The sequence below is a fragment of the Paenibacillus sp. VTT E-133291 genome, from assembly GCF_002264395.1.
Taxonomy (GTDB): Bacteria; Bacillota; Bacilli; order Paenibacillales; family Paenibacillaceae; genus Paenibacillus_AQ; species Paenibacillus_AQ nitricinens.
This window is the reverse complement of record NZ_NFVA01000001.1, coordinates 1-24,354: the sequence shown is the minus strand read 5'-3', so window position 1 is coordinate 24,354 and position 24,354 is coordinate 1. Positions and strand designations below refer to the sequence as shown.

Annotated in this window: 25 protein-coding genes; 5 read left to right on the top strand and 20 right to left on the bottom strand. The window is 39.3% G+C overall.

Translation table 11 applies throughout. From position 1 onward, the window contains the following. Nucleotides 1-309 precede the first annotated feature (309 nt). The 3 genes from CA598_RS00120 (at nt 310) to CA598_RS32085 (ending at nt 1,972) form a co-directional block, all read left to right on the top strand. Nucleotides 310-1,401, top strand: a complete 1,092-nt coding sequence (locus tag CA598_RS00120; protein WP_094874868.1) for a DUF1648 domain-containing protein — start codon at nt 310-312, stop codon at nt 1,399-1,401. A 101-nt stretch (nt 1,402-1,502) separates the two neighbouring features. After that, entirely contained in the window at nt 1,503-1,823 is a 321-nt protein-coding gene (locus tag CA598_RS00115) for a hypothetical protein (protein WP_094874867.1), read from the top strand. Beyond that, the gene (locus tag CA598_RS32085) at nt 1,820-1,972 is read left to right on the top strand and encodes a hypothetical protein (protein ID WP_179283536.1); all 153 of its coding nucleotides are present in this window, start codon (nt 1,820-1,822) and stop codon (nt 1,970-1,972) included. Before CA598_RS00115 ends, CA598_RS32085 begins: the two co-directional genes overlap by 4 nt. A gap of 70 nt (nt 1,973-2,042) precedes the next feature. Here CA598_RS32085 and CA598_RS00110 read toward each other — a convergent pair whose 3' ends face one another. The 15 genes from CA598_RS00110 to CA598_RS00040 form a co-directional block, all read right to left on the bottom strand. Next, nucleotides 2,043-2,309 carry a CD3324 family protein gene (locus CA598_RS00110; RefSeq protein ID WP_042127555.1) on the bottom strand — a complete coding sequence of 89 codons (267 nt, stop codon included), beginning with the start codon at nt 2,307-2,309 and terminating at the stop codon, nt 2,043-2,045. 195 nt (nt 2,310-2,504) lie between these two features. After that, entirely contained in the window at nt 2,505-3,899 is a 1,395-nt protein-coding gene (locus tag CA598_RS00105) for a protoporphyrinogen oxidase (protein ID WP_094874866.1), read from the bottom strand. 172 nt (nt 3,900-4,071) lie between these two features. Continuing rightward, nucleotides 4,072-6,675, bottom strand: coding sequence for an ABC transporter permease (locus CA598_RS00100; RefSeq protein ID WP_094874865.1), 2,604 nt, complete (start codon nt 6,673-6,675; stop codon nt 4,072-4,074). Then, on the bottom strand, nt 6,672-7,355 hold the full coding sequence (locus CA598_RS00095) for an ABC transporter ATP-binding protein (RefSeq protein ID WP_094874864.1): 684 nt from the start codon (nt 7,353-7,355) through the stop codon (nt 6,672-6,674). Before CA598_RS00095 ends, CA598_RS00100 begins: the two co-directional genes overlap by 4 nt. Before the next feature lie 95 nt (nt 7,356-7,450). Beyond that, a complete protein-coding gene (locus CA598_RS00090) occupies nt 7,451-8,452 on the bottom strand; it encodes a sensor histidine kinase (protein WP_094874863.1) in 1,002 nt (333 codons plus the stop codon). Nucleotide 8,453: 1 nt separating this feature from the next. Next, nucleotides 8,454-9,137 carry a response regulator transcription factor gene (locus CA598_RS00085; protein WP_094874279.1) on the bottom strand — a complete coding sequence of 228 codons (684 nt, stop codon included), beginning with the start codon at nt 9,135-9,137 and terminating at the stop codon, nt 8,454-8,456. A 169-nt stretch (nt 9,138-9,306) separates the two neighbouring features. Next, entirely contained in the window at nt 9,307-10,107 is an 801-nt protein-coding gene (locus tag CA598_RS00080) for a GNAT family N-acetyltransferase (protein ID WP_094874278.1), read from the bottom strand. Nucleotides 10,108-10,202: 95 nt separating this feature from the next. Further along, nucleotides 10,203-10,946, bottom strand: a complete 744-nt coding sequence (locus tag CA598_RS00075) for a class I SAM-dependent methyltransferase (protein WP_094874862.1) — start codon at nt 10,944-10,946, stop codon at nt 10,203-10,205. Nucleotides 10,947-10,963: 17 nt separating this feature from the next. Further along, a complete protein-coding gene (locus tag CA598_RS00070; protein WP_094874861.1) occupies nt 10,964-12,175 on the bottom strand; it encodes a DUF2812 domain-containing protein in 1,212 nt (403 codons plus the stop codon). Beyond that, nucleotides 12,156-12,503, bottom strand: coding sequence for a PadR family transcriptional regulator (locus CA598_RS00065; RefSeq protein WP_373455801.1), 348 nt, complete (start codon nt 12,501-12,503; stop codon nt 12,156-12,158). Before CA598_RS00065 ends, CA598_RS00070 begins: the two co-directional genes overlap by 20 nt. Before the next feature lie 162 nt (nt 12,504-12,665). After that, a complete protein-coding gene (locus CA598_RS00060; protein ID WP_094874860.1) occupies nt 12,666-12,983 on the bottom strand; it encodes an iron-sulfur cluster biosynthesis family protein in 318 nt (105 codons plus the stop codon). 121 nt (nt 12,984-13,104) lie between these two features. Then, complete coding sequence (locus tag CA598_RS00055; RefSeq protein WP_094874273.1) at nt 13,105-13,563, bottom strand: DMT family transporter; 459 nt, start codon at nt 13,561-13,563, stop codon at nt 13,105-13,107. A gap of 38 nt (nt 13,564-13,601) precedes the next feature. Then, nucleotides 13,602-14,027, bottom strand: a complete 426-nt coding sequence (locus tag CA598_RS00050; protein ID WP_094874272.1) for a DMT family transporter — start codon at nt 14,025-14,027, stop codon at nt 13,602-13,604. Nucleotides 14,028-14,217: 190 nt separating this feature from the next. Continuing rightward, the gene (locus tag CA598_RS00045; RefSeq protein ID WP_094874859.1) at nt 14,218-14,619 is read right to left on the bottom strand and encodes an NUDIX hydrolase; all 402 of its coding nucleotides are present in this window, start codon (nt 14,617-14,619) and stop codon (nt 14,218-14,220) included. A 57-nt stretch (nt 14,620-14,676) separates the two neighbouring features. Next, a complete protein-coding gene (locus CA598_RS00040) occupies nt 14,677-15,900 on the bottom strand; it encodes an MFS transporter (protein ID WP_094874270.1) in 1,224 nt (407 codons plus the stop codon). A gap of 133 nt (nt 15,901-16,033) precedes the next feature. Between CA598_RS00040 and CA598_RS00035 the strand changes: the two genes are divergently transcribed. Beyond that, nucleotides 16,034-16,930, top strand: coding sequence for a LysR family transcriptional regulator (locus tag CA598_RS00035; RefSeq protein WP_094874858.1), 897 nt, complete (start codon nt 16,034-16,036; stop codon nt 16,928-16,930). Between the two features lie 44 nt (nt 16,931-16,974). On the opposite strand, the gene CA598_RS00030 is transcribed toward CA598_RS00035, so the two are convergent. The 3 genes from CA598_RS00030 to CA598_RS00020 are packed head-to-tail and all read right to left on the bottom strand — an operon-like array spanning nt 16,975 to nt 20,269. After that, nucleotides 16,975-18,309 (bottom strand): ATP-binding cassette domain-containing protein, encoded by a 1,335-nt coding sequence (locus CA598_RS00030; RefSeq protein WP_094874857.1) that lies wholly within the window; start codon nt 18,307-18,309, stop codon nt 16,975-16,977. Further along, a complete protein-coding gene (locus CA598_RS00025; protein WP_094874856.1) occupies nt 18,294-18,716 on the bottom strand; it encodes a hypothetical protein in 423 nt (140 codons plus the stop codon). The genes CA598_RS00030 and CA598_RS00025 overlap by 16 nt, the downstream gene beginning before the upstream one ends. A gap of 14 nt (nt 18,717-18,730) precedes the next feature. After that, the gene (locus tag CA598_RS00020; RefSeq protein ID WP_179283535.1) at nt 18,731-20,269 is read right to left on the bottom strand and encodes an ATP-binding cassette domain-containing protein; all 1,539 of its coding nucleotides are present in this window, start codon (nt 20,267-20,269) and stop codon (nt 18,731-18,733) included. A gap of 339 nt (nt 20,270-20,608) precedes the next feature. Here CA598_RS00020 and CA598_RS00015 point away from each other — a divergent pair, with 339 nt between their 5' ends. Then, entirely contained in the window at nt 20,609-21,409 is an 801-nt protein-coding gene (locus CA598_RS00015; protein ID WP_094874854.1) for a polysaccharide deacetylase family protein, read from the top strand. Nucleotides 21,410-21,478: 69 nt separating this feature from the next. Here the strand turns inward: CA598_RS00015 and CA598_RS00010 are convergent, their stop codons facing one another. Continuing rightward, the gene (locus CA598_RS00010; RefSeq protein WP_094874853.1) at nt 21,479-22,621 is read right to left on the bottom strand and encodes a copper amine oxidase N-terminal domain-containing protein; all 1,143 of its coding nucleotides are present in this window, start codon (nt 22,619-22,621) and stop codon (nt 21,479-21,481) included. Nucleotides 22,622-22,766: 145 nt separating this feature from the next. Then, the gene (locus CA598_RS00005; protein WP_094874852.1) at nt 22,767-23,927 is read right to left on the bottom strand and encodes an alanyl-tRNA editing protein; all 1,161 of its coding nucleotides are present in this window, start codon (nt 23,925-23,927) and stop codon (nt 22,767-22,769) included. Nucleotides 23,928-24,354: the final 427 nt, after the last annotated feature.

Here is a 24,354-nt window from a genome sequence, read left to right as displayed (position 1 = left end):
ACAGTTGATAAATATGTGTTGATTAAAATTTGAATAAATACTATCCTACATCGCAATTTCAAACAGATGTACTTGCCACAATTCAGTTGTCAGATGAGTAGCTCTGCCTAGCAAAAATATCTGGATAAATTGTTAATTCAACCCTTATAGTCATTAAAATCGTTTATAATTAAATTTATGTTCAAGTTGATTACCTATCCTAAGTTAATAGGATAGTCATACGCAAAAAGGCATAGTGATGAATCGCCTATGCTAAAAGGGTTATAGAGTTTTCAAATACACACTTATGTATAAGAGGAGGCGAATGATATGACGATAATGCCTGTTATAGTAATGATCTTTGTATTTGTACCTGCCATTGTACTCATGGTAAGCATGCCTTATTTATCAAGAGAGACGATTAGTTTTGGGGTCACCGTCAGCGCTGTACAATTCCAAAGTGAGCCTCTGCGCCAGATGCGGAAGTCATATGCTTGGATTAGTGCTACCTTGCATACCATCCTATTCATTGTTTGTATCATCTGTCTAATGTACGGTGATGAACATTCCAAGCAACAAAGTTGGATCACTGTCACTTATTCACTCGCCATGATCGTAATCTCCCTAGTCATAAACATAAGCTATCGTTTCAAAATGAAAAGTTTACTACCTATGCTGCCTGTTGCTCCGGAACCATCGATCATGGCAGTGGACACTGGATTTCGGAAAAGAAACATTGGCTTGTCTAGTATTTGGTTCCTCATACATGTTTTAATTATTGTTGTTAGTATTGTAACTGTCCTACGCAACTACGATCTGATTCCTGATCAGATTCCGATCCATTACAACAGTAGTTGGAACGTAGACGGCTATGCAGCTAAATCTTATAGTACTGTATTTATGCCTACGATAATGCAAGTGTTGATAACACTTTTGTTCATATTTGAGAATTGGAGTATTCGCAGAGTGAAGCAGCAGGTTCAACCCACTGATCCTAATCGATCCATCAGACAAGACGTAACTTACCGCCGTACTTGGTCATATTTTATGATTACAGCAAGCTTCTTAATAGTTATCCTGTTTTCCGTCGTGCAACTAAACATGATATCTCTGCTTAATATGAATTTCGCTATCCCTATTATCCTAATCATAATAGCCCTTATCATCCTATACGCCTTCGCCTTAACGTTCTGGGCTGGTCAGGGCGAAAGCCGCTTGGAGCGATCTGCCGATCACTCCAATGTCAGACCTGTCCATGATGATGATGATAAATGGCGATTAGGTATGATTTATTTCAATCGCAAAGATCCAAACCTAATCGTCAAGAAAAGGCTCGGAGTCGGCTGGGGATTAAATTTCGGTCACCCAGTAAGCTGGCTGTTTTGGCTCGGAATTGTTGTACTGTTAGTTGTGGTGCGGTGAGAAGAAACGCTTGATAGCAAAACTTAAGAGGAATCAGGAATATTATGGAATACAAGATTACTTCGAGTGACTACTAAATCAAATGATAAGGATGATTGCTAATGAAAAGGTTTAGTCAATGTTTTATACTTTGTACTATGGTTTTTGCTTTATTAATGCCATCCACTGTGTTTGCTGCTGATAAGAAATTACTCAATGAGGCAAGTATTACTTTATCTAGCGATGTTATTCCTGTGGGTGGAACTACAAAAATAAAAGTTCGCTTACTAGCTGAAATGACCAGTCTTACATATGCAAAATTGACACCGGAAGTTTCTGATGAATCCATACTTACCGTTGAATTGGATGGATATTCCGAGGTTGGACTGAAGAAAGATATCCAATTACCGTTCTATCCAAGGTTGCTTACGAACAAAAGATGAAAACACCTCATGAAGTGTTAGATTTCACAACCTATTCTAATCAGATAGCAGCTTTTACAGCAGCAAATAAAAAGATGGATGAAGGCGTGAAATATGAAGGACAGTTTGTAGATGGGATCGATAAATATCGGAAAAAGTATGGTATTTAAGATTGAATGATAATTAAATCCCAAAAATCCACGTCAGAGCTTCCTCTAACGTGGATTTTTAGGATTACAGCTATTTTTTTGTGTAAACAATCTTCTTAATACTGTCCCTTGATAGGCAATATTCATCCGAAAGCTGGTCAACCGTTGCTCCAACGGCAAACCTTAAACAAATCTCAATATTTCTAGATCTTAAGTATTTTCTGCTCCCTGACTTCTCGCCCCATTTTACATGTGCTTCTTCAGGCTTAGGGATATATACCAAACCACCGTTAATATATTTCTGAATTTCCTCTAATAATTCCTTTGGAAAAATCGTATCTGCATTTACATATTTCATAGTCACTCTGCTCCTTAAACTTTTTTTGAGTTTGAAGGTAGCAAAGTCTATTCTAAAAACAACCCTGCACAGTGCACTGGCGGTAAATCAATTTTTATTCGCTCTATACAAACAACCGCCGTTGTTTATAGTCTAGACTTTGCATAGAGCTTATCGCTAATTTTAATTTTCTCACTATTGTCCGCCCTCCTTTGTTTAATGTGTAATTACTTGTTCCAAAATACGTTCCGCTGTCTTCTCTCCATTTGCAATACAATCGGGAATACCCACACCATAATAAGAACATCCAGCAAGGATTACATTCGGATAATGATCTGCAATCTTCTTCTCTAAGGATACTACAATCTCATGATGGCGTTTATGGTAATTTGGCATAACATCATGCCATTTGGTCACATCGTGGGTAACTGGTTGTCCAGTAATTCCAAGACTGGTCTGTATATCATTCAACGCCACCTTTAATAATTCCTCTTCTGAAAGCTTAATCAAGGACTCATAATGCGGTCCTGAGCTTTTATAAAAGAGTCTGACAAGCAGACGTTGTTGACCAGACGTGTGCTCCCACTTGCGACTTGTCCACGTACAAGCATTACAAAGAACATCGTCACTGTTGGCTGTTATGAACCCTGTACCGTTCGCTGGCAGTTGACTGTCAGGGATATCAAATCCTAGATACACACTAATCATAGAGCTGTTAAACAACTGTTTGAAATCTTCATTCAGCGCTTCGTCTTGAAGTAAATCTTGTGCAGTAGAATGCATCGTTCCCAGTACGGCAAAATCGCTGTCCAAGATTCGCCCATCGGCCAGTGTTACTCGGTACTGTTCTCCATCCTTTGCAATGCGCTCGGCCCGAATCCCTTTGATGATCTCTACATCGGACAGCTGTTCTTCCATAGCATCAATCAGAGCAGACACACCACCCTTAAAAGACATAAACTTCTTATCGCCGTTCCCCTGGAATTTAGCCTTATTCGCGGACAATCCCTGAATAATACTTCCATATTCATTTTTATAATCAATCAAATAGGGAAGGGTCGAGGCAATGGTAAGTTCACTCAATTTCCCGGAATATACACCTGATAGGACAGGTGATATTTGCTTCTCGACAAGTTCTTTTCCAAAGAAAGCTTCCAGAAAATCACCTACAGAATCGTTTTTCGTAAAACGATCATTCGGAGTATAGAAATCTTTAAGTGCTTCAACTTTACCTTCAGCAGAGATCAAATCTGTAGTAGCAAGCGATTCAATACTGAGAGGGATGCCAAAGACTGCATCTTTAGGTATTTGCTTCAGCTTACCTTCTGTGTAGATGTATGATATTCCTGTCGCGTTATATACAACCTCATCCTGAATACCTAATTCTTCAACCAATGGGGCTACATTTGTCTTGCGAGTGACAATTGAATCAGCACCAGATTCCATTATGAAGTCCTCATGCTGAAGTGTTCTGATTTTTCCGCCTAGTCTATCGCTGGCTTCAACCAAAATGATTTTTACATCCAACTTATTATACTGTATAGATTTCTGTAGATAGTAAGCGGTAGACAATCCAGTAATCCCCCCGCCAATCACGACGACCGTTCTCAAGCGTTGACACCTGCCTCTAAAGTTATAATCTGTTAAATTCAATTGAATACATTATATCATAGGGATTTATATGTAATAACATACTGTTCGTGTCATATATGACACAAAATACCCCCCAAAAATATATACCTTCAAATAAGTCTAAAAAAGCCGCGATGATCGCGGCTAAACTTTATATATTCTCCTGTTTTAAAGCATCAATAATATTTTCCTTCTTCACTTTTGAACTGGAGTACAGCATAGCTGAGCTAACGATGATAAATACAGCGACTATGACATACAAGATACTCATCCACGGAAGTGCGAATCCATAGGAGAAACTACTCATCATGGATCTATAGATCAAGTACATCACGACTATGCTAATCGGAAGCCCGTAAAGTAGTGATTTTATCCCATAGAAGATACTTTCATAATTAATCATTTTATTAAAACCGTTTGGCGTCATCCCTACAGACTTCAACATCGCAAACTCTCTTTTACGAAGTGATATACTGGTTGATATCGTATTGAAAATATTCGCAATCGATATTAATGTAATCAAAGCAATAAAACCATAGGTAAAAATAGACATTAACATGATCATCTGCTCACTATTTTGTCTATTTTGAAACACATTTTGAACATAGACATTCCGTTCTTTCATTTCCTCAATGGCCTGTTGTGTCGCTAACGGATCAGAGCTGTTCAGGTTTAGTCGGCTCTGTATATCGTTACTCATCGTATCATTTGTTAATTGATCGAAGACTTGTTCAGAGACAATGATGTTTAATCCACCAACTAGTGCTGAATGAACACCCATAGGACGTTTATCAGTTAATGCGACAATTTCTACTGGTGGTAATTTCGTCTCTTTCTCTGTGTTCCAATCCGTATAAATTAAATCAAGCTTCTGACCGATTTCCGAATGAAGAGCTTTGGTCTCAATAATCTTTTTGACGTTCTCATCCTCAAAGGTGACGGTATCATTCACAATAGCTGACATCTGATTGAGATTCGTTAATTGTTCATAACTTACACCGACGGATTCTGCATAGGTTCTCAAACTCTGTTCATTTAGGGCATGGATCTGAATGTAGTAAGGATATTTCCCATTCTTTAAAATACTGCTATCCTTCTCCACGATCTCTTGCAATTCTTTTGCCATATCTTTTTCATCAATCCATGAACTCAAGCTTAGTTCCCTGACCACATTATATTCCGTTATATTGGGTAAGGCAGATATCGATTTCGTCAGCCGATCTACTTTTTGAGCGTCCTCTGTCCCCATATAAACTTGAATATCATAGTTCAAACCATCCTGTGAGAGTTCTACCGACTTTTTCATATTTGTAGTGAATGATGATACGGTTAAAAATAGAACAATACTAATGACAAGGGAGAACACAGTTGCTTGATACCTGCGTTTATTTCTCTTTAAATTCTTCAAACCAATTTCCGCTTCAATTCCAAATAACTTGCGAACGAACTTAGATGTTTTCACCGCTTTACCAGAGAGCTTAACATCGGTTGTTTGTCTGATTGCATCAATCGCCGAAATCTTTGAAGCTTTTCTAGCTGGAAGAAAGGTGGATATAAAAATCGTCAGTATCGATACTATACAAGCGGTGAATAGGGACAGCGGGGTAACAACCATTGTTAATTTTTCAGTTATCCCTAGTACATCTTGAATCATCGTATTGATGAACATAAAAGTGATCCCGATTCCTGCAATTCCGCAAAGGATCCCAATAGGGATACTAATTAAACCGATGATCATTCCTTCAAAAAACACCGAATTCTTCTTCTGCCTCTTTGTAGCACCTACGCTGGAGAGCATTCCTAAATGACGTGCACGTTCCGAGACAGAAATCGCGAATGCATTATAGATTAAAGAAACAGAGCCAATGATAATCACAGTCATAACGATGACCGACAATGAAAGAAGTGCATTACGTAAGCCATCGTTATTCGTCACACCATAATAGCGCAGCAGACTATTATTATAAGAAATCGACTCTATATTGTTTTCTTTCGCCAATTCCTCTGCATGTTTGTATATGGAGCTATCCACCTTGTTTAATACAACTGTCGCTGTAGCTTTTTCGGCTGCTCCAATCAAACTTTCATCCACATAACTTAGGGCAGTATAACCCGGAGACCATGTTGGTTCCCAAGTGGGACGCTTTATCATTCCCACAATCGTGTAGTTCATTGGTTTTTTATGAATGATCTCTTCATTCAGGGTATCCTCTTCAGTCCGTAATCGTTCGTTCTGAGATAAGGGCTGACCACTATTTTTATCATCCCTAGTGACTCGCTCTCCGACATCGAGCGTTAAAGTTTCACCAATCTTGTAGGTTACTTTAGCATTTTTTGCAATTTCTTCAGAAATGACTACTTCATAGTTAGTTTTCGGGAGTCTTCCTTCCAGAAGTTTAATCGGAAATTGTTTAAAACCAGCTGCATTATATTCCTTGATATACCAATAGGGCTTGTTCTCATTCTGTCCCCCCACTAAAGGGGCATAGCCACGATCATTTGAGATGACAAGTGTTTTCGTTGCATCATCATCTTCTATCGCTTTGAGCTGAGCTTTAGTAACATTTCTATATTGGACATGCCATTCTCCATTAGTCGAGATACTCTGCTTCCTCATTAATTCCATAAATGAAAAACCAAGCGTTGCCACAGCCGTCACCATAGCCACAGAAATGATGACTCCAATGATGGTAACCATGGTTCTTCGCTTATTCTGCTTCAAATGTCTAAGTGTTAATTTATTTACGATATTCACGGACGAATCACCTCATCTTTAGCGATCCTTCCATCTTCAATGGTAATGACTCGATCTGCTTGCAGTGCAATCCGTTCATCATGAGTAATGACAATCAGCGTTTGATTATAGGTTTTATTAAACATTTTTAATAAATCTATAATTTCACCACTGTTCTTACTATCCAGATTACCGGTTGGCTCATCTGCCAGCATGATTGCGGGATTACTAATTAACGCTCTACCAATAGAGACCCGCTGTTGTTGCCCGCCTGAGAGCTGATTCGGAAGATGGTTTAAGCGATTTCCCAAATTCAACGCCTTTACAGTATCCGCAAATTGTTTCTTATCTACCTTGTGCTGATCAAGAAGTAAAGGGAGAGTGATGTTCTCTTCGACCGTTAGGACTGGTATAAGATTATAGAATTGATAAATCAGCCCAATTTGTCTGCGTCTAAAGATCGCCAGCTGTGTTTCATTCAATTCATATATATCCGTGTTATCTACGAATACTTTGCCGCTTGTCGGTCTATCCACTCCGCCTAATAAGTGCAGAATGGTCGATTTCCCGGAGCCAGATGGCCCGATAATCGCTACGAATTCCCCTTTTTTAATCGAAAAAGATACATCATCCAATGCCTTTACCGCTGTTTCGCCTTTTCCATATGTTTTAGACAGATGTTCAATCTTTAAAATGTCCATTGTTAGACCTCCATTTGTTGATGAGATCAGTATATCTGTCTACAATGACTATCCAGTGACTCTAAAGTGACATTCTAGTCACTAAGCCATATGTGCTAAATGACTTGTTTATAAAATTTGATCTGAAATTGTGAACCCTTCCCCACTTCACTCTTCACATCGATCGTTCCGGTTTGTCCTGTGATAATGCTTTGTGCCAAGGCAAGTCCAATCCCTACACTATCTTCGCTTGCATTCTTACCTTTATAGAATCGTTTGAAGATATAGGGGATCTCTGCCTTTGGGATTCCTTTGCCGTTATCTGTAATGATAATTTCCGTAAACAGTGTATTTTCTGCAAAAGAAATCGAAATCTCTCCCCCAGCAGGTGTGTGCTCTACACAGTTTTTCAGAATATTAATGATCGCCTCAGTTGTCCAATTGAGATCGCCCGCAAATGTGGTGCTATCTTCTCCATCAATCAAGATGCGTTGTTCTTTAATATCCATTGGAATTAACATGGGCTCCAACGATTTTTGAACAAGCTTGGTCACCGCAACAAGATCTTTTTTAAAATGAATGGTTCCAGCATCGATCTTGGAAAACTTTAATAAAGAGGAGACTAGCCAACCAATTCGTTCGAGTTGGATCGTAATTTTCCGGGTAAACTCCATTCTCTTCTCAGTGTGCAGCTCAGGATCACTTAATAAATCTGCCATCACGGTCATGGAAGTAAGCGGGGTTTTGAGCTGATGAGAGATATCTGAAATCGCATTGGTGAGCTTCATTTTATCTTCTTGTAATTGCGCACTCTGCTCGGATAACATCAGCGTCACTTTATAAATGTCATTCTTCAGGATACTAAGCTCACCTTCCTGATTATCACGAACATCGAGCGAATAATTTCCACTGCTGATTTGACGTAGATATCCTGAGAGCTTTTCAATTTCACCATATCTCCAGCGGGTAAACAATACACTACAAGCTATAAGCAAAGCTGAAGTCCCAGCTGTGAGCCCTACCGCCTCTAACGATATAAATGTCGCCACCGCTGTAGCCACAAGACTGATCAAGCACATCGTAAACAATAACCATCTAAATTCTCTATTACGAAGCATCCTAATCACCTACCTTGTAACCCAACCCTCGAACTGTTTTGATCAGTGTTGGTTCTTGGGGGTTATCTTCTAACTTTTCCCTAAGTCTTTTTATGTAAACCGATAATGTATTGTCGTTCACGAATTCACCTGCCACATCCCAAATCCGTTCTAACAATTGATTTCTTGAGAGAACCTGACCAACATGGTTAGCAAAGATCAGTAATAATCGATATTCTAATGCGGTCAATAGCACTTCATCGCCGTTCTTATAAACCTTTCCTTCAAGCGTGTTAATCCGTATATTCTCTAATTCGATAATGGATTGGGTCTGAGCCTGCTTGTTATATCTCCTTAAGACGGATTTAATCCGCGATAGCAGCTCCCGAATCCGAAAAGGCTTGGTTATGTAATCATCTGCCCCCATATCGAGTCCCATCACCACGTTGACCTCATCATCAATCGCCGTTAAAAAAATTACCGGTATATCACTTTGCGCTTTCACGATCTTGCACAATTCATAACCGCTGCCATCTGGAAGTGAGAGGTCAAAGATGCATAAGGTGAGCTCTGATAACTGCTCTGATAACACCGCCTTGGCTGAGGAGGCGTCATAACATAGAAGGGTTTCAAAATGATCCTGCTGTAATGAATATTCAAGTCCTGATGCTATCGTTCTATCGTCCTCGACAAGAAAAATTTTCATGGATGATCATCCTAACCTTATAATATATTCAATCGTTCCATTGGTTCCGATGATCATTCTCTCATAATTATAGAGTTATACCAAATTACTATTCATATTAAAGTATTTACAACTCCACGGTAAATATAATAAAAACGTCTACTCCATGGAATAGACGTCTCTAAAAGGATTATATTGCAAAAGCACCACACTTATATTGATGTATCTGTTGAAACCCTAGCCGTAGTGCCAATTTTTTCGAAGCTTCATTATCAGTAGAACAATCCCAGTAAGGAATAAAGCCATTGGCAAGCACATCTTCAACTACTAGCGTTGCTAAATGTGCCCCTACTCCTTGTTTCTGATATTTAGGAAGGGTTTCAATTCCGATTGCGTGTGTATCCTGTGTAACAAAACTAGAATAACACACACCCATAACCTCAGATCCCTCAACAGCAGCATATCCGTAGCCTTTTTCGGCAAAGTCTTCTTTCGATGACCAGAATAAATCAATATTTTCATGTACAAATTCTATATTCTTTAGATCTGAGTTCTCCCAATCCAGCATTTTAAGATTTATAGTTCTAATCCCATTAGTCTGCGTCGCAGGCGGCTTGTGAAGTAACTTGAACACCATCTGTTCAAAAGGATATAGCTTCCTAGAAGGAAACATCAATTCCAGATTCCATTCATCATGTTGACCAGAAACTTCGAAATGTTCCATCCCCAGTTCCTTCATTCTAGGTACAATATGATCTGTTACATAACTGTCCAGTGCATGGATAAAGGCTTGATTGGTGTGATTACCGATAAGATAAAACCCTTCAATCCCCTGACTCCACACTAACGCACTCTTTGGTGCTGTAAGTTGATCGACAAAGATCCAACCTGGATTATTGCCTTCAATTAAAGAGAGAATTTCGGGATGGATATGCTCTCCTTGAAGTAGTGGCTTCACTTTATAATAATCCTCATGAGGTATTTCATGCATACAAACACTCCCCTTAATTTCCTTGCAGATGCTGTATACATAAGTATAAAGTAATCGTCCTTAATCGGTTGGTAAAATTCATTCATAACTGAAAATTACTGTCCATGCATAACTGTTTTCCTAGCCTTAATTAATATGAATGAAGGTCTCCTTCTTTCATTTATTAATTTGGGCATCTTCTCAAGACCCTCAAGGTTAGATTCAGGTTCAACAATTTCTTCAATAGCGAGTCCATTTTGGATCAAAGTATTAAGTAATGTTGAAAGCTTTCTATGGTATTTAATAACTCCATCGATTCCCCAAAACTGTGATCTGAGACCTTCTTCGCCATAATTATCAATAGGCCAATGAAGAATATTTTGATCGGGATCTTTAACCCACCCACTTTGGCTCTTATTCGATAGAACAACCGGATGCTCTGTTGAAAATACCAGGTGCCCATTGGGTTTAATCCAATCTGAAATCCTACTAATGAGGGTTTTATAATCCTCGACATAATGAAAAGCTAACGAACTTACTACCAAATCAAATTCATTGCTATTAAAATCGATTTCCTCCATAGAGCCCTGTACATAACGGATCTGAGGTCGTTTCCCTGCCATAGCTAACATTTTCTCTGATATATCTACTCCTGTTACGTGTGAAGCATTGTTATCAATCATATAGTTTGCCATTTCACCAAAACCACAACCCAGGTCGAGAACATTCAAATCTTGTAGAGTTGGAAGCAAACCTCTTATTGCAGGTTGTTCAATAAAGTCATTGTATGTAATTCTTGATTCCCTTAAGTTCTTATACATTTGAAAAAACTCAGAGTTGTCATAAATGTTCTGTTGCATGATCCACCTCCACGATATTATTGATGATGTTTACGAAGCCGGTTGTAATATAGCCAAGTTCGACTAACATATGAGCCAAACATTAGAATTAAGATGGCGTACAAGATCAAATTCATGAGCTGCAATCGATCCAAATTCGAGTAAGTCGATAATTTTATATTTAATATTATGATATACACATATAAAATAGTGAGGGGTAAGAACATGGCTGTATACGTTAAAGCTATACGTCTAGCCAGTTTCAATTGATTTAACTTATCGCTATAAATTCGAGGTTTTACTTCGCCTGGCACATATTCTTGGCCCCATAAGACCCATTTCTGACTCCATGAACTCGAATGATACAGACATACCCAGCCAGAATCCGTGTGAATGTTGAAATAATTGGTATCAGCAGTATTTTGTAAGTCCGCACAATAACAGATCTTACGAGGCTTCCCTTTTTTAAAATAAAAGGCAGTTCCTGTTTTGCCAACTCTGTACAGATTATATCCCTTTTCTTCCATTTCCTCTAGCCACGCCTCAAGACGATCCGGCGCATACATCCATCCAAGCTTCCACTTCATAACAAGTTGACCTGAACTTTTCAGACGTTTCTCTTCATTCTTACTTAACCTGTCTTTCAGAAAGGATGTCCCTTGGCCATTTTTCTTGTTTGGTTGTATGAATTCCCCTGTTAATCTCTTGTTAGTCTTGTTTAATGTGATCAGCGAATATACGGTGAAAATACATAAGATCACGCTAAGCCCTAATGCAGTAGCAGGAATAAAACCATACGGTCCGTTAAAGACATTAAAATGGCCAAACTCGGAAACACTCATGGCTATTGCACTTATCAAAATTACATTGAGGAATGCAACCATTAAATAAATCAATATCCCCATAAAAATATACATGATCTTCTTGTTATGCTTTACGATCCCTTCTCGATCAGGAAATGTTCTTATTTGTTCTAAAGGCAGCCTGTTCATCGTCACAACCCATTTGCCGCTCTGTAACACCTTCGTCCATCCAAAATTTGATAATCCTTTTGAAAGGGACTGATTTGGAACTTTATCAAATACGATCTGATAGGTAGCTGCTTTCGGTTCGCCCTGCTCAAAGTAAAAATATCTAGTTAAACGGTTGAGTCGGATAAGTGCATAGCCTTTTTCCGCCATAGAAGCCAACCAGTCTTCGGTTTTCTGAACATCATAAGTCCAAAAGGGTCTACATACTTTGATGATCATCTACGTCACCTCCATATTTTATAGCATTCTCGTGTAGCTCTTTAAGTCTATTAATCTCCGTAGCAAGAATTAGCATCCCTATGTCTGTTCTTTCGTAAACCGTTTTTCTCTCTTCATCCGCAAAAACAGTAATCATCCCATCTTTTTGCATCTTCGTTAACGTGCCATATACTGTACCAGAGCCTAACAAAAGACGGGCTTTCGTAATTTTCTCCACATGCTTCACTATTCCATATCCATGTCGTGGCTCATCTAAGGATAAAAGAATATAGAATGCCGTTTCGGTCATGGGTACATATTTCTTCAATACTTTCTCAGGGTTCAACATGCCCAGCTCCCTTTATGAATACGTCGAATTCAAATATGTCTTAACGTGACTATATCACGACGTGACATAGTCTGCAATATTATTTCTCGAAAAATAAAAAAAGTGTGTAGAATCGCTTCATCAGCTATTCTACACACTCTACATTCAACTGCTCCAACCTGCCTAACGAATATCTTTTAGACGAATATTACTTCCTAACAAACTCGAATCACTACTTAATCGGAATGACGGGTAATTCTCATCTGCTTCAAGTCGCATCTGTTCATCAAATAAAGACTCCTGTTGCCGGTCAACCAAAAAAGTAAAAGGCTCTTTCTGCACTTGGATATCTGTGTGATGAGGTTCACTAATGATTTGAATTACGATTACGCCATTGCAACCACAGCCCTCTGTATCGAAGAATAATTTAAAATATCCTGGTCGTTCATCAAGGCTTTTTTCTAACTTTTCAATAGTTTGGGAGTTCAATTGTATGAACATAGGATGATCTACTCCTTATTTATAATTGAGCTATTACTTTCCCAAGTATAATTTCATTTACTTCCATCCTCGTGTGACTGCCATCACTTCTATTTTGACAGACATGCGACTGAGGGGAAGACTAAGCCGCCTTCTGCGTTTCCCGTTCGCCACCTAGCTTAAACACGAGAATACCTCCAACAATAACAATCACTCCGACCAACTGCTTCCAAGTAAAAGGAACCTTTTCAAGCCCTAACCAGCCTAGTGAATCCCAGAGCAGTGCAAACCCAAGCTGAGAGATTAATACGATCGAAATCGCATACGTTGGGCCGAGCCGTTTTGTACCTTGCACAAGGCATATTACTACCCCAACCCCGATCAAACCACTGATCCAATACCAAGGCTCCATATTTCTCAAAGTAAATATGCGGTTTCCTTCAACGATAAGACTCATGATAAATGAAGCGAGGAATCCCATCCCTAACACTAAAGTTGTCGTGGCCCAAGATCCAACCTTTTCATTAACTTTTGTATTAAATATATTTTGCAGACTCACGAATGATCCCGCGATAAGCGCTAATATCAAACCAATAATCATAACTTAACTCCTCCATTTATCAACTTTGCACAAGGCCATTAGAATTTCAGTATCACTACGCCAACGATCATCACCCCGATGCCGATGAATTGCGGCAGTCTCATTTTTCTCTTTTCCATTCCAAACCAGCCTTTAATATCGATTAAGAACGTCAGACATAGCTGAGCAATCAATAACGAGGATATTGTAAACGTAACACCGATTTGCTGAATGGCCGTTACTTCACTGAAAATAATTACAGCTGCAAAAGCGCCGCCGATCAAATATAAGGGTTTTACTTGCTTAAATCCTCCCCATTTCCCATCTCTAACGAACAAAAGAATTAGGAAGGACATGATGAACCCTGTTAACTGTGTAATTGTCGCTGCCTGCCAAGTCCCGATATCCTGGCTAATTCGAGCATTTGATACGCCCTGTAGTGTAATACAAGCCCCCGCTAAAAACGCAAATATAATTCCTCTCATTTCTCTCTCTCCTCAACTTCGATCTCTTACATATTAAATAGCAATTCAAGGGTTTAAAAAAGGACATCTGTCCTTAATGAGAAGAAACGTTGCTATGGTCCAACGAACGAGCGTTACACGTAGAAATAAAAAGACCGTCTCAAGCCAACTTGCTGGCTTAAAACGGACTTCAAATACTATATATGGTTGATTATGAGAGCAAATTCTTCTCATGCAATTGATCAAAAATAATTTGGGTAACAACAGACACACGATCCCGATCCTTATAGCTTAACCAAGATAATTCCTCGATTTCGGACGCTGGCTTTAATGTCCCTTCATAATCCGCAATATAACAGGTCATTTTAACTATAACACCTTCTGCTTTACCATGAGCTTCTGCCTCAAACGTGCCAAAATAAGAGACCGTCTCTGTCTTGATCTGAACAGAAATCTCTTCCTCGATTTCGCGCACGAGTGTCTCTTCGTCTGTTTCTCCCGCTTCTCTTTTTCCTCCAGGTAAATAATACATATCTTTCCCTTTGGAACGCGCACATAAGACTTGTCCATTCTCGATATGAATCCAGGCGATTTTATCAATGATTGTAGTCATATTGTTCTCCCCATGCTTTTTTTTCAACAATTATATCATACAGCTGAACGTATACATTTATGCAACGTCAGCTTTAGATTTTTGAACGCGAAGCTTAGATTGAGGTAGGTGATGAAGCAAATAGTATACAGCAACTGAGATAAGCGTCACGAACCCTGCAACTTCGTACATCATACGGTAATCTGTATAAGAAGCAACTACACCCATAATATAAGAACCCGCTCCATACCCCAAATCAAATAACAAGAAAAAGGTTCCATTTGCGCTTCCTCTACGTTCTTTATCGGCTAATTTTAGTGCAAGCGTCTGAAAGCATGGCATAAGTGCGCCATACCCAACCCCCATAATGATGCCTGAGAACATCAGCATGAATCCGGATTTAGCTTGACTTAAGCTAAGCAGACCTACAGCAAAGATCAGAATTCCGGGATAAATGAGAATATGTTCATTATATTTATCGAATACTTTACCGATTAGCGGTCGAAACAGCACAATCATAATCGCAAAGGCCACAAAAAAATAACCGGTAAGCTGTGATTGGTTAATTTCTTTTGTAAAAGAAGCGATAAAACCAGATAAAGAACTATAGGAGAACGCAAGCGTAAATCCGACAAGCGAGATGGGCAGTGCTTTGGGTTCAATGACATCACTCCAGCGAAGACCCTTTCGCATCTTCACAGGTTCCCTAATGGCCTCTTTAACCGTATCCTTCGCTTCTTTGGGCATACGAACGCCTAATGTGAATAACAGCGAAAGCGCAGCAATCACACATACACCTAACAGCAATACATGAATGTTCTCATCTTTCCATAGAAAAAGACCCAAAGCTGGTCCAATGACCATCGCAATGCTCATAAACATACTAAAATAACCGATGCCTTCACCCTGGCGTGAGTACGGGATTAGTGTGGAAGCTATTGTACTTGTCGCTGTCGAAGCAACCGCATAACTCATACCGTGAATGAAACGAATCACCAGAAACAATACAATTCCATTAGCTCCGAAGTATCCTATACAGGCGAGTAGGAATAAGACCAGCCCAATAACCGCCATTTTCTTTTTACCGAATTTATCAACCCATTGTCCTGAAAAAGGACGGATCAATACACCTCCGAGGACATAGATGGTAATGGCTAACCCCATTTGCTGCTGATTCCCGTGCAAGCTTTCCTTCACGTATAACGGGAATGCAGTCGCCAGAATGTAAAAGGTCAGAAACATAAAAAAACTACTCAAACAAACAACAATAAAATTCCGGGTCCAAATTTTCTCTCTAATCACAGCAGACTCTCTCCATCCTACCTATATCTTTTTATATGTTACAATAGTATAGGACCGAAAATTAATTAAGTAAAATACATATTATATGATGGATATATCATATTAGAGTTATGAATAAAGAGAGGTCAATGTTATGGAATTCCTTCAGCTTCAATATTTCCGTGTAGTTGCTCGTCTTGAGCACATGACTAATGCCGCCAAAGAATTAAATGTATCTCAACCCTCACTTAGCAATTCCATCCAACGTTTGGAGAAAAGCTTAGGTGTTCCCTTATTTGAACGCCAAGGCAGAAATTTAAAATTGAACGAATTCGGAAAAATATATCTTCGTCGTGTGGAGCAAGCATTTCTGGAACTGGATGAAGGTCAGCATCAGCTCACGGATATGGCCGGACTTGAACATGGAGTAATATCTATAGCAGTAACACTACCGTATGTATTGCCCACTTTACTAAAAGAGTTTCTTACCCTTCACCCGCACGTTCGGATCATTCAGCGTCAGCTTGGCTCAGCATTAGAAATGAGAAACGATCTGGAGAGTGCAGTGATTGATTTTTGTATATCTTCGACACCTGTTACCGGACCAGACATCGAATGGTTTACCTTAGCAGAAGAGGAATTATGTTTAAGTGTGCCGAAGAATCATCGTTTTGCCAATCGCGAAAGTATTTCTTTGATTGAAGCTGCAGGTGAGAATTTCATTTCTTTGTCTTCTAGATCTAATTTCCGTGAAATTACAGATGCATTTTGCCGTCAAGCTGGATTCGAACCACTAATTGCTTTCGAGCTCGAAGAAGTAAGTGCCGTTCAAACCTTAGTTGAGATGGGGCTGGGTATCACCTTTACTCTCCCTTTAGCCTTAAGCAGGAGAAGTAAAAACACAGAAATCGTTCAATTGAAAATAACCGATCCGTTTTGTCAGCGCACTTTTGGCATCGCCTGGAGCAGAAAACACTTTTTATCGCAAGCGGCTATACAATTCCAGAAATTTGTTGTGGATTTTTTTAGTAAACCTCATGAGTATAGTTAAGGAGAATATGCCATCTTATATCAACCGCAATCACATCTAATAAGCTACTTATACCAAGAGGATTGTAAAGCGTACATGTTTGCATAAATCCCATTGTGATGTACTAAGTCTTGATGATCTCCTACTTCAGCAATTTCTCCATGATACATAACATAGATCGTATCAACATTCTTCGCCCAACCCAAGCGATGTGAAATAAAAATAGCTGCTTTATCTTGGCAGATTTCTAATAATTTCGTATAGATCTCCATCTCGGCATTCGGGTCAATCGCAGAAGTAGGTTCATCGAATACTATAAGCTCCGCATCATTGTATAACGCGCGGGCAATCGCCAGCTTTTGCCATTGTCCACCTGATAGCTGCCTGCTTCCTTCTACTAATTGCCCCAAATTCACATCTAATCCGCCTAATTCATGGAGCAAATCTATCAGCTCACATTGTTCTAGAACCCTTAGTATTTTAGCATCATCTGAAGGTGTATTCGCATCGCCCAATAGGATATTTTCTCTTAGTGTCAGTTCAAACTTTACAGCATTCTGGAATACGACGGACACCTTTCCGTGAGGTTCTAAATGACCCTTCCAGCAAATCGTTCCGGAGCTTGGTCTATATTGAGCTAACAACATTTTAATCAACGTAGATTTCCCTGCTCCATTTTCACCGACGATGGCTATTTTCTCACCTGGCTTTATGGTCATATTGATGTTAGATAAGACATTCTTGTTCGATTTGGCGTATTTAAAATAGACATTTGAAACGCTAATTGGGAGCATAGCATCAGTTGAATTATTGATGTTATTTTTGCGAAAATCCCTGTTCTTATATGTAAGTACTTCATTTAAGTCATATAATTTGCTACTGCTGATGTAAAGCTTGCTTAATGGCCAGGTCAAACTCATAATCTTACCACCACTCGATAACAGCGCTAGAAATAACACCGAAATTGTTCCAATTGTAACTGTATTAGAATCCCCCATTTTGTTTAACAGGTACACTAGAACTACAAAGATAGCACTCGTCTGGACCATACCCACGACCATCCCTGTTTTGATCTCGAATTTTCTGGCGCTAAATCTTTTATTATGCTGCTTCTTCATAATCATTGCCCAGAGATTTGTAAAATAAGAGATGGAGTTATACATTCGCATTTCTCTAATCGCATTAGGGTCTTCCAAAGTGTTAGCAAGATAGTCACCCATTCTTCCATCAAAGGTGAGCTCTCTTCCTGTTCTTCTCACTTTAATTTCCGTAAATAATCGAATGGATAAGGTAGTCACGATCATTAGTGTTACTACGAATGTGACCAAGAAATAACCACTTGTCGCCGACAACCAGATGATGCTTATTAATCCTGAGATAATTCCTACACTCGATACCAAAAAACCTGTAATCCCTCTAAATCTTCTCCAACTACCTTTTTAGCTCTTTGCAGTTTATTTCCAAACTCTTCATCATCAAAATCCTCAAAATCAACCCGGTTTGCAATATCTATCAATTCGGATTGAAAAGCTAGGGTTAGTTCCGCATTCATTCGATTCTTCATCATGTTGGTTATGCTTAATGAACAAGCTTGTACGCCATGAATCACAACAAACCATAGAATAGGGAGCAGGGTCATAACACCGCGAGCCACACCGTTGATGATATTCACTTGGACAGCGTAAGAATAAAAAGTTAATAATCCACTGATTATAGGGACTATGATAGTGATCGTTGAGGTCATCGGACTTTTTTTAACCATTCTCATGAGTATTATTACAAAATTAGATATGTCAGACTTCAGCATGAATCGCTCCTTTCTCATACATATAAAGAGGACTGGCGATTAAACATCTTTTTGTATTTACCATCCACCCTCATTAATTCATCATGTGTTCCACTTTCCACGATTTCTCCATGCTCAAACAGAAAAATTCTATCGACGAATTTGGACATATACAGCCGATGAGTCACAATTATGGAAGTCTGCTGTTCTCCTAATTTCATAAAAGTATCAAACGCCTGTTGTTCTGCATAAGGATCCAAGGCAGCAGTCGGCTCATCAAAAATCATTAGAGCACCGTCATTGAGATAGGCTCGCGCAATTGCAAGTCTTTGCCACTGCCCCCCAGATAAATCTATCCCTCCAAACTGAGGACCTACTAAGGAGTCCAACGCAACACCATAATGATCAGCCTCTGCTGTTCTCATCGCGGATAATAGTCTTGAATCGTCATGAATAGTAGCCATATTACCTAACGCAATGTTTTCTCTAATTGGTCTTTGTAACTTAATGAAATCCTGAAAAACAACTCTGGTATCCTGTGTCACATTATGCGCTAAGACTTCATGCGCACCTTTAAACCACTGGATGTTTCCAGCTGTTGCAGGATACAACCCTAAGATCAACTTAACAAGCGTAGATTTACCCGAGCCATTCTCACCTACAAAAGCAATTCGTTCACCTGGATGAATAGTCATGTTTATATTACTAAGGGTGTTATTGGCGTTGGTCGGATATCTAAAAAACAACTGGTGAACTTGGACCTTCATCGGATCCGTGTTTCTATTTGAGTTCACCTCCTGATCTCTAAGTACCTGCTCTTCCAAATCTAAATAAGACGTATAATCCTCGTACCGTAAACGACTCTTCACCAAATCAGCGTAAACTCTTGTGAATGCAGGAATAACGATGAATAATTGACTGGATATCTGAAGTAATAACACAAACAGTCCAGCGCTCTGTCCGCTACTTCCAATCGTGATCGCCAAAATGGCAATCGTTGTCCCATTTAATAAGATCATGATTAAGCTTTGGGAGAAGTTGAGGCTTTCAGAATAAATAACCTTACGGTGCATTTGTTTGAAGTTACTCTTAAAGCTCTCTTTCATTGAGGAAAACAAATAGGAGGACATTCTATACATGCTTACTTCTGGAATCGTATTTCTATTAACTAACAAATCAACTAAATAGTTGATCATACGTATAGAGGAGGTTTGATCCGCTGAAATGGACTCTACTTTCTGTGACATTCGCTTCATAAGATAAAGCTGTAGAATCTGCACCCCTAAAATAATCAAAGCCAGAATATAGAAGCCATAAACAGATAAGACAACCATTAACGCAACTAATGTTATTAGGTGAACTGTTACGCTCGTCCATAGGTCTAACAGATCAATCAAAGAAAGTCGTTTCGCTTTTTCTCTTTTAGTTTTTGTAGTGGGGTCTTCCAAAAGTGCCGTAGATAATTTAGAAGTCTTTTCCAAAATACTATGTTCCAGTTCATAGATACAAGTGGATGTTAAATTGGTGATAGAAATGGCTCGAAGAGAACTATTAATGCCCGCGAGATATACCATTAGGATAAGCAAACTCACTAATAACAAAATATGTTGGTAGGCGTTAGGATTGAAGTTCTGAATGAGGTCGACCACATATTTCGTTGTGAACAATTCTGCAAAAAGGATTGGGGCACTCAGTAAGTTAGTGATAAAATATAAAAGTGAGTTTCTTCTGTCTTTCACATATAATAGTTTTACAACATAGAGAAAGTCAGGCAGGCAGCATCTCTCCTTATAAGTGTATTCCATTCTGTAAACACTTTCATTGTTTAGATGTGGAAACCGATTATAACGTTTAATGATTATAATTGGAAGAGGTAATTTTCGAAATAACCAAATGAACAGGAGTGTACATTCATGAAACTTCAATTTAACTTATTCCCGGGCGGATTGCCCAAGGCGCTCACCATGAGCTATGATGACGGACAAAAACACGATATTCGCTTGGCGGAGATTTTTGATCAATATGGGATTAAAGGAACTTTCCATTTAAATAGCGCTATGATAAACGCACCCGGGTTCTTATCTTCTGCTGATGTTAAACATTCGCTCAAAAACCATGAAGTATCTGCCCATTCCGTTACCCATCCACATCTAGAGCGTCTACCTTTACCTATGGTAATCGATGAGCTGTTCGAAGATCGTAAGCGACTGGAGAAACTAGTAGATTATCCGGTACGAGGCATGTCCTATCCCTACGGTACATATTCTCAGGAGATCATTGCTCCTCTACAGTCTGTTGGGATTGAATATAGCCGAACTGTCCATTCTACCAAACAGTTTGATATGCCTTTGAATTTCATGGAGTGGCATCCAACATGTCATCATATAGAAGATCTGCATCACGTATGGGAGCGATTTACAATGGAAGGGCCATCCCAGAAATTGAGACTCTGTTATGTTTGGGGTCATAGTTATGAATTTGCACAGCAAAACAATTGGGAGCTTATCGAATCCTTTTGCCAACAAGCAGGTGGACATTCGGATATTTGGTACGCTACCAATATAGAGATTTATGATTACGTTGCTGCGCTATATTCACTGAAAATGAGTGCTGACAAAACGGTCATCCGGAACAACTCGGCTATAGATGTCTGGGTATCCGTAAATGATCAACCTGTTCAGATTAAGGGTGGAAGTACGATGATGATGAAATAATCCAAAATACAAAAAAGAGCGATTTTAAACATCGCTCTCTTTTTACTTATTACATAAAAGTGATTGAAATTAATTTGTTTGAAGTGTAAATGTCACTGTTTTTGTTTTTTCCTCAAGGATTGGAGTATAGGTGAATGTCATTACATTCCCTTTGCGACTCTTCAACACTAACATTCTGGTCAATACATATGGATCTCTGCCATCATTTACTCTATCCCATTCTTTACGATCCTCACTGGTAATGAGTTGTTCGCTGAGATTGATGATTTTCCCACTGCTGCTATAAACCAAATATAAGTGTGTCGTATCTAATAAACGTATGAGCGCCACATCTTCCGCAGCATACTCCACTATGAAATCTCCAGTTGCTCCTGTTAACTTTTCCATCTCAAATAACTTGCCCAAACCGCCATCCTTAGAAATATATTGCACATTCTTCCCATCGGTCATATACACCTGAGTGGAAGGCACTTGTGGTGCATGGATATAAGCCGAGTTGTTGTAATGATAGTCCATTTGCTTGAGAATAGTGCCCGCTTTGACCAATACTTGATAACTGCTATTGAAATCCGTGAACATGGCATAATGATTGTCCGTCAACTGGAGTAGGTCCGTACCATTGGCCATTTTTTTAATCTCAAAAGCGTAGTTGTACGCAGATTCCTTAAAAGGTAGTTGCCCAATAATTACGGGTTTTCCAGCTGACGTAGCACGGTAATACAAATTTCCGTTTTTCTGAGATATCCAATAGGATCTTCCATCTACAGAAGCAGAAACCAATTTAGCTTCATCTACAATTTGGATAACGCCATCCGTTTTATTAAGCCCCGCTTTACCTCCAAGTACACTGACCGCTGAGACCAATGGCACATACACCGTGCCTTTTATAATACGCGGGGATGTTGTTAAGGTCATTACCGCCCCGTTCACTTTTGACTTTACAGTACCGGCTGTGAAGATAACCTCACGCTCAGGACGAACAAGCTTGGCCGTTTGGGATGATTGATCCCAAGATAATGTATACCCCATAGCATCTGCGAGTGATTTCAGGGGCACAAAAGTTGTATTCTCCGTGATCACCTGTTTACTGCTGATTCCGATTTCTTTATAGTTGAATTGAATTTGCTTTTCTGCTTGGGCTGATACCGATCCATACCCCGTACTTAAAATCAAAACAGTCAAGATTCCTAACGTTACCTTCCATTTATTCATTTCTTTTCGTCTCCCTCGGCTTTAAATTATATGTAATTAGACGGTATATTTTGGAAAAAGTTTCTTGTTTTCGCTTTAGGCATAAAAAAGACCTGATCCACAGTAGTTTACCGTAGTCAGGTCTTCTGTCTTTTATAAAGCAATCTTAACTCCTAGCAAACTCATAAAACGCCAAAGCGTCTCCCCATGTCGGGAATCCAGCTTGTGCTAATTTATCACTGCCTCCACCTTTTCCATTGTAGGAACTGAGATGCTCTTTGAAAAAGGCTCCACAGGAGACCTTCGCGCTGCCATTCTGTGCAAATACAACTTTATTCTCTGCAGAAGTAGCCAACAATACCGGAACATCACTTTTGGCAGTCAGCTTATTCGCTAAGTTTTGTAAATCTTTCAGCGATTTATCCTCGAACACTTTAGCGATCTGCTTTCCTTCTAGTTGTGTTAAAAGTTCCTGTACGACATAATCATCATTTTTCTCTTTAAGAAGGTTATTTTCAGCCTGCAGCTGCTTTTGTTCATTCTCCCATTTTTCAATGCGATCGATGATTTCATCTTTTCCCGTCTTCAATTTGGAAGATAATGTTCCTAGGATGTGCTGTGTGTTATTAAATTCCGCTAGAGCACGGTATCCACATTTAAAATAAATCCGTGTATTCCCTTTTATTTTCTCTGTTTTCAGTAGCTTAATCATACCAATCTCACCTGTTGCAGATACATGTGTACCACCGCAAGCGTTATATTCAACATCTTTGATCTCTACAATCCGGATATTCTCCGTCACCGTTGGCTGTTTGACCAGTTTAAGCTGTGAAGCCTCATCCCCTGTTACAAAATAGCTAAGGATGTTATGGTTCTGGTAAATCTGCCGATTAACCTCCCACTCTATGGAATGAAGTTGTTTAGGCGACAGTTCTGGCGCTTCAATATCAATAGTGCAATAATCCTCACCCAAATGAAAGCTTAGAGTCATAAACTGGTACAAGTCGAGACAGGTGGCTGAGAGCAAGTGTTGTCCACTATGCTGCTGCATATGATCAAATCTTCTCTTCCAATCGATTTGACAAGTGACGGATAAATCATCAGGCAGACGTTCCAGCTTATGCAGGACAAGATCTTCCTCACTGATTACATCAAGTACCGGGATATCCCCAACAGTCCCTAAATCACAAGGTTGCCCACCGCCATGCGGATAAAAAGCCGTCTCCTCCAAAATAACATAGAGTCCATCTTCTCGTTCTATGGTTTCAGCGATACAAGTCTCCCAATCAGTAAGGTATGTAGAATTGTAGTATAGCTTGTTGGTCATATATGTATCCCTCTCTTTTATACGTTTTCAGCACATTAAGCTTATAGTATCATATCGGATTTCAAAGACAAACTGCACAATGAAAAACGCCTTACGGCGCTTTTGGAAGGAATTCACTCTTTTGTTCTACTTTCAGTTGTCTTCTACCTTGTACATCAGTAATCCTGATCTCTCATCCAAGAATTCCGCTATCATACTCTAGAACCATTACCCTTGTTCAAGGAAAATAATGCCCTAGACTGCTGCTTATTTATTAAAGTATCGTTTTTCGTCAGCTCAAAGACTTGTCTGAGATCGGAATAAAATGCTGCCAACGACGACACAAATTTCAAAATAGGTGGACTCCGCGTCTACCGGAAATTTTCTACCACTCATGCAGAAAAGCATTTAGCGTAGGGGCTCTCTGCCGAGCAAGCGCTTCACAGTG